At 61.2% G+C, this 16,116-nt stretch carries 17 protein-coding genes; 2 read left to right on the forward strand and 15 right to left on the reverse strand.

Features of this window, described 5'->3' with window-relative positions:
• The first annotated feature begins 24 nt into the window (after positions 1-24).
• Entirely contained in the window at positions 25-411 is a 387-nt protein-coding gene (locus I6L36_RS07390; protein WP_010673839.1) for a DUF1622 domain-containing protein, read from the forward strand.
• Between the two features lie 104 nt (positions 412-515).
• Here the strand turns inward: I6L36_RS07390 and I6L36_RS07395 are convergent, their stop codons facing one another.
• On the reverse strand, positions 516-1,880 hold the full coding sequence (locus I6L36_RS07395; RefSeq protein WP_109111873.1) for an MDR family MFS transporter: 1,365 nt from the start codon (positions 1,878-1,880) through the stop codon (positions 516-518).
• Positions 1,881-2,044: 164 nt separating this feature from the next.
• Between I6L36_RS07395 and I6L36_RS07400 the strand changes: the two genes are divergently transcribed.
• Positions 2,045-2,671 carry an HAD family phosphatase gene (locus I6L36_RS07400; protein WP_109111872.1) on the forward strand — a complete coding sequence of 209 codons (627 nt, stop codon included), beginning with the start codon at positions 2,045-2,047 and terminating at the stop codon, positions 2,669-2,671.
• A 39-nt stretch (positions 2,672-2,710) separates the two neighbouring features.
• Here I6L36_RS07400 and I6L36_RS07405 read toward each other — a convergent pair whose 3' ends face one another.
• The 14 genes from I6L36_RS07405 to aroK form a co-directional block, all read right to left on the reverse strand.
• Positions 2,711-2,962: a hypothetical protein gene (locus tag I6L36_RS07405; RefSeq protein WP_048207156.1), complete on the reverse strand. Its 252-nt coding sequence runs from the start codon at positions 2,960-2,962 to the stop codon at positions 2,711-2,713.
• Between the two features lie 181 nt (positions 2,963-3,143).
• Entirely contained in the window at positions 3,144-3,941 is a 798-nt protein-coding gene (locus I6L36_RS07410) for a DUF1338 domain-containing protein (RefSeq protein ID WP_039039589.1), read from the reverse strand.
• A 69-nt stretch (positions 3,942-4,010) separates the two neighbouring features.
• Positions 4,011-5,480 (reverse strand): succinylglutamate-semialdehyde dehydrogenase, encoded by a 1,470-nt coding sequence (gene astD, locus I6L36_RS07415; protein ID WP_109111870.1) that lies wholly within the window; start codon positions 5,478-5,480, stop codon positions 4,011-4,013.
• A 67-nt stretch (positions 5,481-5,547) separates the two neighbouring features.
• On the reverse strand, positions 5,548-6,567 hold the full coding sequence (gene astA / locus I6L36_RS07420) for an arginine N-succinyltransferase (protein ID WP_039039587.1): 1,020 nt from the start codon (positions 6,565-6,567) through the stop codon (positions 5,548-5,550).
• Between the two features lie 75 nt (positions 6,568-6,642).
• Entirely contained in the window at positions 6,643-7,860 is a 1,218-nt protein-coding gene (locus I6L36_RS07425) for an aspartate aminotransferase family protein (RefSeq protein ID WP_109111869.1), read from the reverse strand.
• Between the two features lie 278 nt (positions 7,861-8,138).
• Positions 8,139-8,720: an aminodeoxychorismate synthase component II gene (locus I6L36_RS07430; protein ID WP_041215622.1), complete on the reverse strand. Its 582-nt coding sequence runs from the start codon at positions 8,718-8,720 to the stop codon at positions 8,139-8,141.
• A gap of 321 nt (positions 8,721-9,041) precedes the next feature.
• Complete coding sequence (locus I6L36_RS07435) at positions 9,042-9,257, reverse strand: hypothetical protein (RefSeq protein WP_010673831.1); 216 nt, start codon at positions 9,255-9,257, stop codon at positions 9,042-9,044.
• A 120-nt stretch (positions 9,258-9,377) separates the two neighbouring features.
• Positions 9,378-10,382 carry a tryptophan--tRNA ligase gene (trpS, locus tag I6L36_RS07440; protein WP_010673830.1) on the reverse strand — a complete coding sequence of 335 codons (1,005 nt, stop codon included), beginning with the start codon at positions 10,380-10,382 and terminating at the stop codon, positions 9,378-9,380.
• A gap of 39 nt (positions 10,383-10,421) precedes the next feature.
• On the reverse strand, positions 10,422-11,087 hold the full coding sequence (locus I6L36_RS07445) for a phosphoglycolate phosphatase (RefSeq protein WP_010673829.1): 666 nt from the start codon (positions 11,085-11,087) through the stop codon (positions 10,422-10,424).
• Positions 11,074-11,748: a ribulose-phosphate 3-epimerase gene (gene rpe, locus I6L36_RS07450; RefSeq protein WP_041212569.1), complete on the reverse strand. Its 675-nt coding sequence runs from the start codon at positions 11,746-11,748 to the stop codon at positions 11,074-11,076. Before rpe ends, I6L36_RS07445 begins: the two co-directional genes overlap by 14 nt.
• A gap of 190 nt (positions 11,749-11,938) precedes the next feature.
• Positions 11,939-12,811 carry a Dam family site-specific DNA-(adenine-N6)-methyltransferase gene (locus tag I6L36_RS07455; protein ID WP_053288713.1) on the reverse strand — a complete coding sequence of 291 codons (873 nt, stop codon included), beginning with the start codon at positions 12,809-12,811 and terminating at the stop codon, positions 11,939-11,941.
• A gap of 70 nt (positions 12,812-12,881) precedes the next feature.
• Positions 12,882-14,438 (reverse strand): SPOR domain-containing protein, encoded by a 1,557-nt coding sequence (locus I6L36_RS07460; RefSeq protein WP_109111868.1) that lies wholly within the window; start codon positions 14,436-14,438, stop codon positions 12,882-12,884.
• Positions 14,428-15,510, reverse strand: coding sequence for a 3-dehydroquinate synthase (gene aroB, locus I6L36_RS07465; RefSeq protein WP_216987098.1), 1,083 nt, complete (start codon positions 15,508-15,510; stop codon positions 14,428-14,430). The genes I6L36_RS07460 and aroB overlap by 11 nt, the downstream gene beginning before the upstream one ends.
• A 17-nt stretch (positions 15,511-15,527) precedes the next feature.
• Positions 15,528-16,046 carry a shikimate kinase AroK gene (aroK, locus tag I6L36_RS07470; RefSeq protein ID WP_010673824.1) on the reverse strand — a complete coding sequence of 173 codons (519 nt, stop codon included), beginning with the start codon at positions 16,044-16,046 and terminating at the stop codon, positions 15,528-15,530.
• Between the last annotated feature and the right edge of the window lie 70 nt (positions 16,047-16,116).

Consider the following 16,116-nt stretch of genomic DNA (forward strand, 5'->3'; position numbering starts at 1 on the left):
TTTTGAATCAGGGAGGTAACCCGAGTGTTCGAGATAGCGAGCCTGAAAGAGGGCATGATGCACGGGGTGGAGCTGTTCCAGTTGTTGCTGGAGATCATCTCCATCGCCTGCGTGGTCATCGGCCTTGGCAAGACCCTCTGGCTGGCGGCCAGAGTGCGGGATCACGAGCCCGGCTTTCCCCGTATCCGCCTCTGCTTCGGCAGCTGGCTCATCCTGGCGCTGGAGTTCCAGCTCGCCGCCGACATCCTGGCCACCACAGTGGCACCGAGCAAGGAGGAGCTGGTGCGCCTCGCCATCATCGCGGTCATCCGCACCTTCCTGAACTACTTCCTCGGCAAGGAACTCGATGCCCAGGCCGAGCGCCAGCAACCCGAGCCTGTCAGGTCACCTTCCCGCCCCGACGCCCGATGAGCGGGCTGAGTGGCACAAGGCCACGACACGGAAGGAAAGGCACCAGCCTGATCCCATGAAGAGGGCTCCCCGCGGGGAGCCCTCTTTGTATCCGATAGCAACCATCAGTCGTGCTTGCTGGCCAGCTCGTGGCGCTTCAATGCCAGCAAGGTGACCAGCAGGGCGGCGGTGGCGATCAGCGCCATGCCGATATAGGTGGCGCTGAAACCGGGTGCCAGTTCGGCCGGGCTCAGGCTGGCCAGATTGGGGCTGCTGCCTGCTGGCAGGGCGGCATGGAACAACACAGCGCAGATGGCGACACCGACCGCCCCGCCCAGCTCCCGGCCGAAGTTGAACAGGGACATGCCGATGCCGCGATCCTCCCGTGGCAGGGCATTTTGCACCACCACAGAGAGGGCCGGCAGCACCAGCCCGAGGCCAAGCCCGGCGAACCCCAGCCCCAGATTGGCAAAGAGATCGAAGTGAATTTGCCACAGCGCCAGCGCCGCCAGGGCGAAGCCCGTCACCACGAAACGCCGGTAGTGACCGGTGCGACCGATGAGCTTGCCGCCGACGAAGGCCCCCGCCGTGATGCAGACCATGAAGATCACCATGATCCCGCCACTGTCACTGGCGCTCATCCCCTTTTGCCACTGCATCTGCAACGGCAGGTAGACCAGCACGGCAAACATCAGCAACTGCGAAGCCAGCGCCAGCAGCACGCTAACCAGATAACCCGGCAGGCGCACCAGGTGGGCCGGCAGTATGGGGTCGTGGGCCCGCCGCTCCACCAGGATCAGCAGCAACAAGGCCGCCCCCAGCGCAGCCGCGAGCCAGACGGCGGGCAAGGCCGCCTCCGGCGAGAGCAGCAACAGGGTGAGGGTGGTGACCGTGATGAGCAGTGCCGCTCCCTTCCAGTCGAAGCGGCTGTGGCGGCGCACATTGAGGTGACCCAGATTGCGGTTCACCAGCCAGAGGGCGATGGCACCGAGAGGCAGATTGATCCAGAAGATCCAGCGCCAGCTGAGCTGCTCGGTAAAATAGCCACCGAGCAGCGGGCCTGCGATGCTGGAGACCGCATAGACCGCCGAGATATACCCCTGATACTTGCCCACCTCCCGTGGCGGAATACAGTCGGCGATGACGGTGAAGGCGAGCGCGATCAGCCCCCCGCCCCCCAACCCTTGCAGCACGCGGGCGGCCAGCAGGGTTGGCAGATCCTGGGCCAGGGCGCAGGCCACGGATCCCGCCAGAAACAGGCCGATACCGATGTTGAGCATGCGTACCCGGCCGAACATGTCGCTCAACTTGCCATAGATGGGCAGGGCCGCAGTGGCCGCCAGTAGATAGGCGGTCACGACCCAGGTGAGGGCGGCACCGGCGTTCAGCTCAACCCCTATGATGGGCAAGGGCGTGGTGACGATGCTCTTTTCCAGTGAGCCCAGGGCGATCACCAGGGCCACGCTCGAGAAGACGGTTTTGGGGGACATAGGCAGGCTCGCTCATGTGAGATATCGGCACAGGGGGTGCAAGGCACATTATTATCTCATAAATCATTAGCCGATGGTCAAAACCACTGCCAACCATGATGAAGGTCGCGACATCTGCGAGCCGGATCTGCTAGGGTGAGTCTTTGCCGAAGAGGACGCCCCCCATGCCCCAGTCATCCCCCTGCGATCATCACCAGAGTGAACAGCCCCGATTCGACGAGTACGACGCCCTGATCTTCGACATGGATGGCACCCTGGTGGACTCCATGCCTCTGCACCTGGATGCCTGGGAAATCACCAGTGCCGAGTTCGGCCTGCCGTTTGATCGGGCACAGCTCAACGAGTACGGCGGCATCCCCACCCGCAAGATAGTGACCATGCTGGCAGAGCAGCATGGGATGACCATCGACGTGGAAGCCTTTGCCCGGCGCAAGGTGGCCCTCTACCTGACACGGATCGACGACGTCCGGGTGTTTCCCGCCATGTGGGAGCTGGTCAGGCAGTACCACGGCAAGGTCCCCATGGGCATAGGCACCGGCTCAACCCGGGAACATGCGGCGCACATCCTGCGTCAGACCGGGCTCGATGCCTTCATCTCCGTGCTGGTGAGTGCCGATGATGTGGTCAATCACAAGCCCCACCCGGACACCTTCCTGAAAGTGGCCGAGCAGCTCGGCGCCAACCCGGCCAACTGCCTGGTGTTTGAAGACACCCGGATAGGCATTCAGGCGGGCAAGGCCGCCGGCATGACCACCTTGCTGGTCACCGAAGGGGCACTGCAACGGGTGTGAGCGGTGCGGGCCCATCCTAACCGACTGGCCCGCACCAGTTTACTCGGCCTCATTCTCCCCCTGCTTCCCACCTGCCGGTGCCGGGCCGTCCGGCCGCTCAAATCCCAGATCTGACATGCAGTTGTCAAATTCCGACTCCCCCGGTTTGCCATGCTCCTTGCAGCTCTCAAACGCCGCTTTCATCTCGGCCGACAGCTCGCGCGGAGGCTTGGGCGGGGTACGGCTGCCCTGATCGCCCGCTGCGGCGGTCAGAGTAGTGAGGGAAAACAGCAAAGGCAGAACAATCTTCATGGCATGACTCCAAAACGGGTGGCATACACCGGCATGGTGCGGCGATGGCCCACGGCAGCGGGCGGCATCATGCTAGCGAATCGCCGCGAACTGAAGGGTCAAGGGGAGGTAAAGAGGGTGTCTGGTCGGCGTAAATCCATAAAAAAACGCCCCAGGCGGGGCGTTGTTTTCATGGCGGCCATTACATGGCGTTGGTGGATTCGAAGATCTTGTCGGCCGACGCTTCGACGAAGCCAGGGTAGAGCACGCCGTCGGCCTGCGGGTAGCGCAGGGCAAACTCGTAGAAGCAGCTCGGGATGGTGCGCACGCCGTCGCTGAAGGGCACCTCGGCCTTGTCTGCCATGGTGGAGGATTGCTCCAGCATCACCTCGGGATCGCCCTTCACCTCGCCGCCAACGGTGTTGAGCACGAAGCCTGCCGCCTTGAGCGCCGCATTCACCTGCTGGATGGTGTCGAAGTCCTTCAGGCGGTTGATGTTGACGGTGAAGTGGTTGGCACGATAACCCCAGGCGGCCATCCAGGCGGCATACTCGCTCTCTGCCAGCAGGGTCTGGTAGTCGGTGTGGGAGACCTGCCAGGGCGCGCCGGCGTAGAGGAAGGCCGGGGTGTCGGTGAGGTGATCGGGTACCTGATCCACCAGCTTGTGGATGATGGCCTGGGCACCTTCGGAGAGCTCTTCCACCTTCAGCTCGCTGATGAACACCTTGGGCGCATCAGGATCTTTATGCTCGAAGTGTTTGGCATAGAGCTTCTTGGCCTTGAATACATACTCGCCCTTCTCTTCATACCCCAGGGCGCGGAAGTGGGCCGCCAGTTTCTCGAGACCGAGCTTGGGCAGGTTGTAGGTCCGAAACGCCACGTGATCGTTGATGATGGGGGCACCGCCGCCCAGCAGTTGATGAACCTTGTGAGCACTGGGGGTGACCTGAATGTAGTTGTCCCACAGATGGCCAAACAGGGTGTCGATATCCTTTTGCATCTCTCTTTCCTTTGATTGCGGGTACAGACAGGGGCACCTGTTCAGTGCCCCTCTTTTATTTTCTTGTTATCAGAAGGTCAGACCGGGAGACAGCTGATCCGGCATAGCAGCCTTGCTGTCTTCGACGGAGGCGACCGGGTAAGCACAGTAGTCGGCGGCATAGTAGGCGCTCGCTCTGTGGTTGCCGGAGGCACCGATGCCGCCGAAGGGGGCGGCACTGGAGGCGCCGGTGATGGGCTTGTTCCAGTTGACGATACCGGCACGGATGCGCTTGAAGAAGTGGTTCCAGTCCGCTTCGTTGTCACCGAGCAGGCCGGCCGAGAGACCGAAACTGGTGGCGTTCGCCTTCTCGATGGCCGCATCGAAGTCGTCGTAGCGAATGAGCTGCAGCAGCGGGCCGAAGTACTCTTCATCCGGCAGCGCGCTGACCGCGGTCACGTCGATGATGCCCGGGGAGACAAAGCCGGTGCCCGCTTCCAGGTGCTTGAGGGCAAGCAGGCTTTCGCCACCGAGGCGCTGCAGGTTGGCTTGCGCCTCGACCATGCCGAGTGCGGCCTTCTCGCTGATCATGGCGCCCATGAACGGCTGCTCGGCGGCGTCATAGAAGCCGACCTTGATCTGGCCGACCACCTCCACCAGGCGCTTGACCAGGGCATCGCCCCGCTCGCCGCGCTCGACAAACAGACGGCGCGAGCAGGTGCAACGCTGGCCGGAGGTAATGAAGGCGGACTGCACGATGGCATGGACGGCGCCGTCGATGTCGCTCACATCTTTCACGATCAGCGGGTTGTTGCCCCCCATCTCCAGTGCCAGGATCTTGCCCGGCTGGCCGGCAAACTGCTGATGCAGGAAGTGGCCGGTACGGGAGGAACCGGTGAAGAAGAGGCCGTCGATGTCCGGGTTGCCGGCCAGCGCCTTGCCGGTGTCGACCTCCCCCTGCACCAAGTTGAGCACCCCCTTGGGCAGCCCCGCCTCCTGCCACACCTTGACCATGGCTTCAGCCACCATGGGGGTCAGCTCGGAAGGCTTGAACACGACCGCATTGCCGGCGATGAGCGCCGGCACAATGTGGCCGTTGGGCAGGTGGCCCGGGAAGTTGTAGGGGCCGAACACGGCCACGACGCCATGGGGCTTGTGGCGCACGAACGCCTTGGCGCCCGGCATGGGGTTTTCCACCGTGCCGGTGCGCTCGTCATGGGCACGGATGGAGATGGCAATCTTGCCCTGCATGGCCGCCACTTCGGTGCGGGTCTCCCACAGGGGCTTGCCGGTTTCACGGGCGATGGTCAGGGCCAGCGCCTCCTTGTGCTCGCCGAGCAGGTCGGCATAGCGGCGCACGATGGCAAGGCGCTCTTCAAGGGCCAGATCGGACCAATGGTAGAAGGCCGTGCGGGCCGCCTTGACGGCCGCATCCACCTGGGACTGGCTTGCCGCCTCACCACGCCAGATCAGCTCGTTTTTGGCCGGGTCGATGGATTCGAACGGCTTGCCTTCACCGGCCAGCCACTGGCCATCGATAAACTGGACTAAAGACATCATCAATTCACTCCCTGTGGGTACGCAGGCCGCCTCGGCAGCCTGTCTCAATGCTGTGCTGCGGGGCGGGTCAATCCAGATCGACGACGCGCACCATGTCGCCATTTTCCACCTTGAGGGCGGCCGCCATCTTGGGCGGAATGATGGCTTCGTGCTTGTCCAGATCGACCCGGATGTTGCCGTAGCAGGCGCGGTATTGCTCGAACCTGGTGTTGCAGATGAGGTAGGTATGGCCACCGATGGGCTCACCCACCAGCACCGCCAGCTTCTGGCTGCGGCGCACGCTGCGAATGTTCTTCACCTCGCATTCGACGGTGGGGCCGGCGTCGAAGATGTCGACATAACCGCGATTCACGAACCCCTCATCCTGCAGCATCTTGAGGGCAGGCCGGGTCTTTTCGTGGGTCTTGCCGATGACGGCGCGCGCCTCGTTGCTCAGCAGATTGACGTAGATGGGGTACTTGGGCATCAGCTCGGCGATGAAGCGCTTCTTGCCGATGCCGGTCAGATAGTCGACGGTGGGAAAATCCATCGAGAAGAAATGTTTTTGCAGCCACTCGTAGAAGGGGCTGTGGCCGTTGCCATCGGAGACACCACGCATCTCGGCAAAGACGGTACTGTCAAACAGCTCGGGGTGTTCGGCCATGAACAGGAAACGGTGCTTGGAGAGCAGACGGCCGTTGAGCCCCTCGCGGGCGCATTCACGCAGAAACAGGGTGCAGAGCTCGGAATTGCCGGTGTAGTCGTTGGAGAGGGTGAGGGTTTCCACGACATTGTAGATGCCGAGCTTGGGGGAGGAGTGCACCACCTTGCCGATGTGATAGTTGTAGAACGCCTGGGACAGGCCGACCGCCGCGTCGATGGCGCAGGTACCGACCATCTCCCCGGTCTCCAGATCCTCGGCCACGAAGAAATAGAGGCACTCGCCCTTGCCGGCGGGCTTGTCCAGGAAGGTCTGGGTCGAGGCATCGATCTTGCGTTGCAGCAGCTCGTCGTTGACCGGCAAGGATGTCATGCCGGTGCCGGATTCGATGGCACAGGTCTTGAGGCCGGCGAAGTCGCGCTGCTCGATAGGACGGATAACCAACATAAATGACAACTCCCTTTCATTGACGACAGGTGGGGTCCCGGCTCCTGCCGGGAGGGCTCCCCACCTCAATTTGGATCAGGCGTTGACCACCTGAGCGACCGCTTTCTCGAACCGGGCCAGCCCTTCCTTGATGTCCGCTTCCGGGATCACCAGGGAGGGAGCAAAACGCACCACGTTGGTACCGGCAACCAGCGCCATCAGACCCTGATCGATGGAGGCCAGCAGGAAGTCGCGGGAGCGGCCCTTGAAGTCATCGTTGAGCACGGCGCCCAGCAGCAGGCCCTTGCCGCGCACTTCGCTGAAGCAGTGGTACTTGGCGTTGATGGCTTCCAGCCCTGCGCGGAACAGCTGCTCGCGCTGCTTGATGCCGCTCAGCACTGCCGGGGTGTTGACCACGTCGATCACCGCCTCGGCCACGGCACACGCCAGCGGGTTGCCGCCGTAGGTGGAGCCGTGAGTGCCCACTTTCAGGTGGGAGGCGATCTCGGTGGTGGTCAGCATGGCCCCGATGGGGAAGCCGCCGCCCAGCGCCTTGGCGCTGGTGAGGATGTCCGGGGTGATGCCCAGACCCATATAGGCAAACAGCTCGCCGGTACGACCGACACCGGATTGCACTTCGTCATAGATCAGCAGGGCATTGTGCTTGTCGCACAACTCGCGCACGCCCTTGGCAAACTCGTCGGTGGGGCTGATGATGCCACCCTCGCCCTGCAGCGGCTCCATCACCACGGCGCAGGTGTTGTCGGAGATGACGGCAGCCAGCTCCTCCAGGTTGTTGTAGGCGACGTGGGTGATGTCGGCAGGCTTGGGACCGAAGCCATCGGAGTAGGTAGCCTGGCCGCCGACGCTGACGGTAAAGAAGGTACGGCCGTGGAAGCCCTGGTGGAAGGCGATGATCTGGGTCTTGTGGGCCCCGAACTTCTCGATGGCGTAGCGGCGGGCCAGCTTGAGGGCCGCTTCGTTCGCTTCGGCACCGGAGTTGCAGAAATAGACCTTCTCGGCGAAGGTGGCGGCGACCAGTTTCTTGGCCAGGCGCAGGGCCGGCTCGTTGGTCATCACGTTGGAGAGGTGCCACAGCTTCTCACCCTGGGATTTCAGGGCCTCGACCAGTTTGGGATGGCAATGGCCCAGGCCATTGACCGCGATCCCGCCCGCGAAATCCACATACTCGCGGCCTTCCTGATCCCAGACACGTGACCCCTCGCCGCGCACCGGGATGATTTTGGCCGGCGCATAGTTGGGAACCATCACTTCATCAAACACTTCACGTGTCACTGCCAACAACTCTGACATATTGCTCTCCTGCTATCTCGCGGCAGAATAATCCACCGCCCAAAAGTTAAATCCGTGTAAACGTGGCGGAATTATCACAGAAAAAAAGTAAAAAGTCTGTAACTTAACCGCCTATAAGGAACAATGTTCGATTGCCTTTGAGATTTTAGGCAACCGCATTGCATAACGGCTCAGGGGGTGTTGGCAAGAGATAATTTGGACAGGGAGGAGGGTGAATAAAGTCTCAGGGAAATTTTTTTTTGCCTCATGACGGTTTTGAGACAGACATCGCAATTTTTTCAGGAAACGGCCAAAAAGTTGGCCAGCAACTGGTGCCCCTGTTCGCTCAAGATGCTTTCCGGATGGAACTGCACTCCCTCCAGCGCCAGTGTTTTATGCCGCAGCCCCATGATCTCGTCCTGGCTGCCGTCGGCATGTTCGCTCCAGGCGGTGACCTCAAAACAGTCGGGCAGCGACGCCGCCTCCACCACCAGAGAATGATAGCGGGTCACCCGCAGCGGGTTGTTGAGCCCCTTGAACACCCCCTCCCCTTTGTGACGGATGAGAGAAGTCTTGCCGTGCATCACCTGACGGGCACGCACCACCCGGGCACCAAAGGCCTGTGCCAGCGACTGATGGCCGAGACAGACGCCGAGGATGGGGATCTCGCCGGCAAAACGGGAGATGGCGGCCAAAGAGATGCCCGCCTCGTTTGGCGTGCAGGGGCCGGGAGAGATCACCAGATGGCGGGGTGCAAGCCGGGCTATCTCCTCCAGGCTCAGCTCATCGTTGCGCCTGACCACCACCTCTTGCCCCAGAGCGCCGAAGTATTGCACCAGGTTCCAGGTAAAGGAGTCGTAGTTGTCGATGAGTAGCAGCATGCAAACACCCTGGGAATAAGACAGAGACGGTGATCGGACAACCCGTTGCGAGCGCGGGCAGACAAACGCCGCGCATTCTGGCATGTCTCTTTGCGTTAATAAACCGGCGATCACCTCACCTGCTGTGCAGTCTGTCCGCTCTTCAATGGCGATCCAGGCCTGTCGACCCCACCCGGCGGTGGGCCTGTCCCCGACCGGGCAGCATCAACCACTCCATGTCAGGATGGCAAGGTAAAAGAGACGGGAGGCGACCGGGAAAAGGGCACAGGACGTGACAGGCAGATGGGAAGGAGTCACCTTGGCAAGGGCTGGCAACGGACCTCAGCGGTCCAGATAACGGCCCTGTTCCAGTTCCCGTTCCCGCTGGCACTCGGCCAGATAGATGGCAGCCGCGATGGCCGGGGTCTTGTGGTGCTTGTCGATGGCGTTGGAGACCATCAACTGCAAGGTATTGAGGCTCTTGGCCTTGCGAAACTTGCGCAGCCAGTGACCCTTGTCACCCAACTCTTCACTCAGGGTTTGTGATTCGACAGACATGCTTTCTCTTGGGGCAAAGCCCGTGTTTGACATTGGGGGAGGTTGCGACAAACCGGAAGGTGTAAAACAAAGAAAGCCAGGCATCCACCCAGCTCTCTTCTACTACACCTTCCCAGTATGTCAGGCTCGAGGAACGAAGCCGACGACATCATATACGCTGATCAGGGTTTTTTCAGCCCTTTCACGCGCCTTTTGTGCGCCAGCCGCCAAAATGGCCTGCAGATGGGCCTCATCCTGACGCAGCTCGCGGAAGCGCGCCTGGATGGGTTCCAGCAAGGCGACCACGGCATCGGCCGTTTCACTCTTGAGGTGGCCGTACATCTTGCCTTCGAAGTGTTGCTCCAGCTCCGGGATGGAGCGGCCGGTCACACCGGACATCAGGGTCAGCAGATTGGAGACCCCCGGCTTGTTTTCGGGATCGAAACGCACCACGGCCGGCTCGTCGGAGTCGGTCATCGCCCGCTTGATCTTCTTGACGATCTGCTTGGGATCTTCCAGCAAGCCGATGAAGTTGGCCTCGTTGTCGTCGGACTTGGACATCTTCTTGGTCGGGTCCTGCAGGCTCATCACCCGGGCCCCTTCGGTCGGAATGAAGGGTTCCGGCAGGGTGAAGACTTCGCCATAGAGGTTGTTGAAGCGGGTGCAGATGTCGCGGGTCAGCTCCAGATGCTGCTTCTGGTCATTGCCAACCGGCACCTGATTGGCCTGATAAAGCAGAATGTCGGCCGCCATCAGCACCGGATAACCGAACAGGCCGACGTTGACGTTGTTCTCGAAACGAGCGGACTTGTCCTTGAACTGGGTCATGCGCGACAGCTCGCCCATCTGGGTGTAGCAGTTCAGGATCCAGCCGAGCTCGGCGTGCTGGGGCACGTGGGACTGGATGAAGACGGTGCTCTTGGCCGGGTCGATGCCCACCGCCAGATAGAGGGCGGCTGCGTCGAGGCACGCCTTGCGCAAGGCGGCCGGATCCTGGCGAGTGGTGATGGCGTGCAGATCGACGATGCAATAGAGGCAGTCGAAATCATCCTGCATGCTGACCCACTGACGCAGGGCCCCCATGTAGTTGCCGATGGTCAGCTGGCCCGAGGGTTGGGCACCGCTCAATACGATTGGTTTAGTCATCAGAGTAGTAATCCTTGTTATCCGCCAGCCCGGTCTGGATCAGACCAGCAGGGCGTCGAGTTCGGCAAACTGCTCGCAAACCCAGTCGGGGCGCGAGTCTGCGATAGGGCGGCCATAGTTGTAGCCATAGGTGAGCCCCACCACCTTCATGCCGGCGGCCTGGGCGGCCAGTACGTCATTTTCGGAATCCCCCACCATCAGGGTGCGGGACGGGCTGACACCCAGCTCGTGGCAGGCGTGCAACAGCGGCTCCGGGCTTGGCTTCTTGACGGGTACGCAGTTGCCCCCGAGCCAGAGTGCGAAACAGTCGCTGATGCCGAGGGCCTCCAGAATGGGCTGCACGAAGTGACTCGGTTTGTTGGTCACCACGGCCTGCTGGTAACCCAGCCCCTGCAGACGGCGCAGGCTCCGGGCCACTCCGTCATACATGGCCAGGCCTTCCAGCAGACAGGCCTGATAGTGACGGTCGAACAGGGGGCGGGCCTTGGCAAACTGCTCCGGGGCGTCGCGGTAATCGAGAGCCCGCTGGATCAGCTTGTCGGCGCCGTTGCCGACCCAGGTACGCACCACGGACTCGTCGGCCTCGGCCAACCCCAGCTCCGCCAGGGTACGGTTGACCGCCAGCGCCAGTTGCGGGGCGCTGTCAATCAGGGTGCCATCCAGATCGAACAGCACCAGGTCAAAGGGGCGATCAGCGACGGACATGGGCAAGCTCCGCGCGCATCTGGTCGATCACCGCCTTGTAATCCGGCTTGCCGAAGATGGCAGAGCCCGCCACGAACATGTCGGCACCCGCCTCGGCAATCTCGCGAATGTTGTCGACCTTGACGCCGCCATCGATTTCCAGGCGAATATCGCGGCCGCTCTCGTCGATCAGGCGGCGCACCTGGCGCAGCTTGTCGAGGGTGCCGGGGATGAAGCTCTGACCGCCAAAGCCCGGGTTGACCGACATCAGCAGGATCACGTCCAGCTTGTCCATCACGTACTCCAGGCAGCTGAGCGGGGTCGCGGGGTTCAGCACCAGACCGGCCTGGCAACCCTGCTCCTTGATGAGGCCCAGGGTGCGATCCACGTGATCGGAGGCTTCCGGGTGGAAGGTGATCAGGCTGGCACCGGCCTTGGCAAAATCAGGCACGATGCGATCCACCGGCTTGACCATCAGGTGCACGTCGATGAGCGCTTCGATGCCGTAATCGCGCAGCGCCTGACAGACCATGGGGCCGATGGTCAGGTTGGGGACATAATGGTTGTCCATCACATCGAAATGGACCACGTCGGCCCCGGCGGCCAGCACCTTGGCCACATCCTCACCCAGACGGGCAAAGTCGGCGGAGAGGATAGAGGGGGCAATCAGAAAGTCTTTCATCAGCGTCATCCATTGGCAGCGTGGCAGAAAAAACGGCGCAATTTTATCGCAAAAGGGCGATGAAAACGACCCGCATCTACAGAACACGCCGCTCCAGCACCATCGCCGGCAAACGATGCCAGGCGCGGCTCACGGAATGCCAGAGGCAGCATCAGAAATGACAACGGCCCCCTCAGGGACCGTTGTTCACTCAGCCGACGGCAACCAGCTCCGCCTCACCGGGATAATAGCCCTGTTCGGGCTCGATGCCGGGCGGATAGAGCGCCAGCAGCTCAGCCACCTTGTTGCGACTACCGCCGTTGCGGCTGATGGTACGCTTGACCAGGATTTCGTCGAGCCGGGCGCCACGATAGAGCTCGCGGGTCAACTCGATGTCATGGTTGCTGATGAGCACGGGCACCCCTTTATGGGCGGCGGTGTGGCGAGCCAGCCTGGCCAGCAGCGCCTGATCGTCCAGGGTGAAACCGCCCGCCGAATAGGTGGTGAAACTCGCCGTGGTGGAGAGGGGGGCATAGGGCGGATCGCAGTAGATCACCCAGTCTTCCTCTGCACGGGCCATGGCGTCGGCATAGCTTTCGCAGATGAACGTCGCCTTCTGCGCCTTCTCGGCAAAGGCCCACAGCTCTTTCTCCGGGAAGTAGGGTTTCTTGTAGGAACCGAAGGGAACGTTGAACCCCCCCTTCTTGTTGTAACGGCACAAGCCGTTGAAACCATGGCGATTCAAAAACAGGAACAACTGAGCCCGTTCAAAACCGGCCGCGGTCTGGTTGAACTGGGTACGGAGCCGATAATAGGCGGTCTTGTGGTTGTGCTCGGCCACGAACAGCTTGCGGGCCTCGCTGATGAAGCTGTCCGGCTGCTGCTTGAGGTGGTTGTAGAGGCCAATGAGATCCGGATTGATGTCGTTGAGCACATAGGCGTCGTAATCCGTGTTGAGAAACACGGATCCCGCCCCGACGAAGGGCTCCAGCAACACACGCCCGGCCGGCAAACGCTCGGCGATCTCTTCGACCAGGGAGTATTTTCCCCCGGCCCATTTTAAAAACGCGCGTGTTTTTTTCATGGAAGTCCGGTGTTGACAAGGCTATGCCCAAAAAAGGGGGGTGATTCTACCCCCTTCTTCGGGTGGCTGGCTATTGCTTCAATTCTTTTTGTATCTGGGCGAATGACTTGGGCCAGGGTTGTCCCTTGAGCAAGGCAGGTGACAGCTTGCGAATGGCCGCCTTGGCCTGGGCACTGCTGGCGTAGTCTCCCTGCACCACTACATACCAGGGACTGCCACGGAAACGGGTCTTGTAGACCCACACCTTGCCCGCCAAGCCATGCTCGGCCACAAAGCTGTCTACCGCCTTGGTGTTGCTCGCCCCCATCAACTGGATGCTGTAGTGATTCTTCGGCTTCTTGTTGAGAGTCGCCACCGGCGTCAACGCCACCTTGGCCGCTGGGGCCGCGACCGGCGCTGTCTGCGCGCCACTGGCCGGTTGAGCCTCTGTCCGGGCCGGGACACTGCTCGGGGCCGGATTCTTGACCTGGGCCGTCGTTCCGGTCGGGACCGCACGGGAACCGCTCCCCACCAGCTCATCCACCACGGCCGTGGGCAAGGCGCCGCTGACGTTCGGCTGGTTCATCAATTTCTCGACCACTTCGTCGGAGATGACGACCCGGCGCCCCTCATAGTTGGTTGACTCCGTGGTGACCGTCTCGCTTTCGACCTTCTTGGGCAAGGGCTTGGCATCGGACTGCCAATCGCGGGCAACCTGATTCCCTGACGGGATGGCAGCGGCGCCACTGTTCGCCTGAGTACCCAAAGCCCCGCTCGCCGCACCGACGTTCACAGGATCGCTTGAGACGGGATCGGGCAACGCCGTCCCCTGGGACGGTGCCTGGGCGGGGTCCTGGCCTGCACTGTCGAACAGGGGCAGATAGCTCAGGGCCAGCAACCCGCCCGCCAACAGGGCAAGCACGATCGCTATCTTCTTGACGGGCAACTCGGCCTGACGTTTCTTGGGCCTTCTGTCGGTCATGGTATCCTCCAGTAACTGCATGATGGCTGACGGATGTCCGCCCGCCCCATTCAGGATCTCTTCCACTTTCGGCTTGGGCAAGAGGGCTGTCGGGATCTTGAGCTCTTTGGCCTTCTCATACAAGAAGATACGTTGCTCAGGAGCGCTCAGTGGCGCGACTTCCAGCTCGAGGGCTGGCATGGCTCGTCCCTTGAGGAGCGCCTTCTGGTTGCGACACCAGGCGTCATCACCCGAGAGCAGGATGGCCAGTTTATGAGGAGATGCCAGGGTATCGTTGTGACGACAGAGCGCCCACAACTCCCCCACCAGCTCGGCAGGCAAGGTATCGGCACGTTCGATGATGAGCAGCAGTCTGGCAGGCTTGTCACCCACCATGCGAAAGAAGCTGTCCGCCAGGGCATCCTGCGCGTTGAACAGGGGACGTGCCACCACCTGCTGCAACAGCAACTGGCGCACATCCGCCATCTTCATGGACGGGCTGCCGATGAGGCTGGCCACCCGCACCGCATCGGGCAGTTGGGCAAGCAGCGACTCGCACAGTGTGCCACGGCCACTGCCTGGCTTGCCGGAGAGAAAAACAAAAGGGTGGTTGAACTCGATCAGGTGCAGCAGCCGGTCAACCAACTGCCGCTGAGAAGGCAGCTTGAGCAATTTATTAGTGGTCACGACCAGACTCGATCACCGCCATCAATTGCTCGTCTGTCACATCGGCCACGACCTGGGCCTGTCCGATCCCGATCGGCAGCACCAGCCTCAGCTTGCCTTCCAGCACCTTCTTGTCACGGCGCATATGGCGAATGAAGGCGGCAAAATCCATATCGGACGGTGCCTTGACCGGCAAATCGGCGGCCAACAGCAGATCGCGGACTCGTGCCACCTCTTGCACCGTCATGTCGCCACGGGCCAGGGCCGTCTCGGCCGCCAGCATGGTTCCCGCCGCCACGGCTTCACCGTGCAGCCAGTTGCCATAACCCTTCTCCGCCTCGATGGCATGGCCGAAGGTATGTCCCAGGTTCAGCAAGGCGCGCACGCCGTGCTCGGTCTCGTCCTGACCGACCACATCGGCCTTGATCTCGCAGCAGCGGCGAATGGCATAGGAGAGTGCATCACCGTCGAGGCGCTGCAGGCGAGTCATGTTGGTTTCAAGCCAGGAGAAGAAGGCGGCATCCCAGATGATGCCGTATTTGATCACCTCGGCCATGCCGGCGGCAAATTCCCGGGCAGGCAGGGTCTTGAGGCAGTCGGTATCGATGATCACATGCTTGGGCTGATAGAAGGCACCCACCATGTTCTTGCCGAGAGGATGGTTGACGGCGGTCTTGCCGCCGACGGAAGAGTCAACCTGGGAGAGCAGCGTGGTAGGCACCTGAATAAACGGAATGCCTCGTTGGTAGCTTGCCGCAGCAAAGCCGACAACATCACCTATCACACCGCCCCCCAGAGCGATCAGAGTGGTATCACGACCATGGCTGGTTTCCAGCAGAGCAGACATGATCCGCTCGAAGGTCGCCAGGGTTTTGTAGGCCTCGCCATCGGGCAGGATCAGGTGTTCCACCTGAAAACCGGACAGCAACTGAATGATCTGTTCAAGATACAGGGGCGCGACCACGGTATTGGTCACTATCATGACCCGCTTGCCCTTGATCGTCTGCGCCAGTACCTCGGGGCGTTGCAGCAGACCGGCAGCTATCTCTATCGGGTAGCTGCGTTTACCCAGTTCGACCTTCAACCTTTCCATGGACGTCCTCTAATGAATTACATACCAATCAACTTGACGATTTGATTAGCGACAACTTTGGCACTCTGGTCATCCGTCTGGATGACAAAATCGGCAACCTCTTCGTACAGGGCGTTGCGCTCTTGCGCAAGACGCTCAAGCACTTCACGGGGCGGCTCTTCGGTTTGCAGCAAGGGACGACGCTTGTCTCTCTGGGTTCGCGCCAATTGCTTTTCAATGGTGGTTTCGAGGTAGACCACGATGCCGCGTGCGGAGAGTTTGTTGCGGGTTTCACGGCTCTTGATGGCACCGCCACCCGTTGCCAGCACGATCCCCTGCTGTTCGGCGAGCTCACCGATCACCTTCTCTTCGCGGATCCGGAAGCCTTCTTCGCCTTCAACATCGAACACCCAACCGATATCGGCACCACTGCGGCGCTCAATCTCATGATCTGAGTCGAAAAACTCCATGTGCAGTTGTTCTGCCAGATGTCTACCTATGGTGCTCTTGCCCGCACCCATGGGACCTATCAGGAAAATATTGCGTTTCTCAGCCATGTCTTTTCGTTAGTAATTACAAACTGTATGGCCCCGGTAAACACTCGACCGGGGTACCTATGAACCTTAT

It is taken from the genome of Aeromonas sp. FDAARGOS 1406 (assembly GCF_019048565.1).
In the GTDB taxonomy this organism is placed as follows: domain Bacteria; phylum Pseudomonadota; class Gammaproteobacteria; order Enterobacterales; family Aeromonadaceae; genus Aeromonas; species Aeromonas caviae.